The organism is Microbacterium sp., assembly GCF_041909575.1.
Taxonomy (GTDB): domain Bacteria; phylum Actinomycetota; class Actinomycetes; order Actinomycetales; family Microbacteriaceae; genus Microbacterium.
Map to the genome: position 1 here is coordinate 1 of NZ_JAYRDE010000206.1, position 1638 is coordinate 1638.

At 67.5% G+C, this 1638-nt stretch carries 1 protein-coding gene; it reads left to right on the plus strand.

All coding sequences use genetic code 11. The annotated features are described in order from the left end of the window. The first annotated feature begins 224 nt into the window (after positions 1–224). Positions 225–1466, plus strand: coding sequence for an IS256 family transposase (locus tag ACE3O1_RS15650; RefSeq protein ID WP_374316637.1), 1242 nt, complete (start codon positions 225–227; stop codon positions 1464–1466). Positions 1467–1638: the final 172 nt, after the last annotated feature.

Consider the following 1638-nt stretch of genomic DNA (forward strand, 5'->3'; position numbering starts at 1 on the left):
ATGAAATCGGCACGGACCACCAAAACCGGTACTCCACGGCCCGGGCTGTCCCCCGTTCGGCCTACAGACAGCCGCGGGGCGCAACCGTATGGTGGCGCTCCATCGCGGTTGCGTCCGGCAGGGTGGTGTACGGATCGGGTGAGCGTGTCGCTGCGGACGTAGCGACGGTCACCGCGTGATTCTTCGAGAGAACTCTTCACATCCGTCTCGAAAGGACCCCGACGATGACCGTCGCCCCCCACGATATCGACCCTGCCCGTTTCCTCGAAGACCACCTCGCGCAGGCGTCGCCTGACCTGCTGCGGGAGATGCTCGGCACGTTCATCAACCAGCTGCTGTCCGCGGACGCCGACCAGGTCTGCGGCGCCTCCTACGGCACGATCAGCGACGACCGGATCAACCGTCGCAACGGTTACCGCACGCGCGCGTTCGACACCCGTGCGGGCACGCTCGACGTGAAGATCCCGAAGCTGCGGCAGGGCACCTACTTCCCGGAATGGCTACTCGAGCGTCGCCGCCGCGCGGAGGCCGCGCTGACGACCGTGGTCGCCACCAGCTACCTCCTCGGCGTCTCGACCCGTCGGATGGACGACCTGGTCAAGACCCTCGGAATCACCGGGCTCAGCAAGAGCCAGGTCTCAGACATGGCGAAAGACCTCGACGACCAGGTCACCGCGTTCCGCACCCGCCCCCTCGACGTCGGCCCGTACTCGTTCGTCGCCGCCGACGCGCTGACCATGAAGGTCCGCGAAGGCGGGCGTGTCGTGAAGGTCGCGGTGCTGGTCGCGACCGGAGTGAACGCCGACGGCTACCGCGAGATCCTCGGCCTCCAAGTCAACAGCACGGAGGACGGCGCCGGCTGGCTCACGTTCTGGCGCGACCTCGTCGCGAGAGGCCTGACCGGGGTGAAGCTCGTCACCTCCGACGCGCACGCAGGCCTTGTCGCCGCGGCAGGCGCGACCGTCGGCGGCTCCTGGCAAAGATGCCGCACCCACTACGCCGCGAACCTCATGGCGGTGACCCCGAAGTCCTCGTGGCCATGGGTGAAGACCCTGCTCGGCACCGTGTTCGACCAACCCGACGCGGAGTCCGTGCACGCCCAGTTCGACCGTGTCCTCGACGCCCTCGAGCACAAGCTGCCGCGCAGCTTCGCGCACCTCGAGGCCGCGCGGGAAGAGATCCTCGCGTTCACGGCATTCCCGAAGAGCATCTGGCGGCAGATCTGGTCCAACAATCCCAACGAGCGCCTCAACCGGGAGATCCGCCGCCGCACCGACGTCGTCGGCATCTTCCCGAACCGCGACGCGATCATCCGCCTCGTCGGCGCCGTCCTCGCCGAGCAGCACGACGAATGGGCCGAGCAGCGCCGCTACCTCGGCCTCGACGCCCTCACCGCCGCACGACGCGTCGGCGAACCCGTCACCGAGGAGGTGATCGAACCCGACCTCCGAGCCCTCACAGCCTGACCACAACACGAGGAATCACACGACCACCGATACACCACGCCCCAGGACTTGACCCTCCATCGCCGCATCAGAACGCGGCACTTCAGGAGTTATCCACAGGTCTGACCACTAGCCGCCCGGCAGGGCACGTCGAGCGTAGCGTCGCGAGAGAAGCGAACAAGTGGGCTCTCCA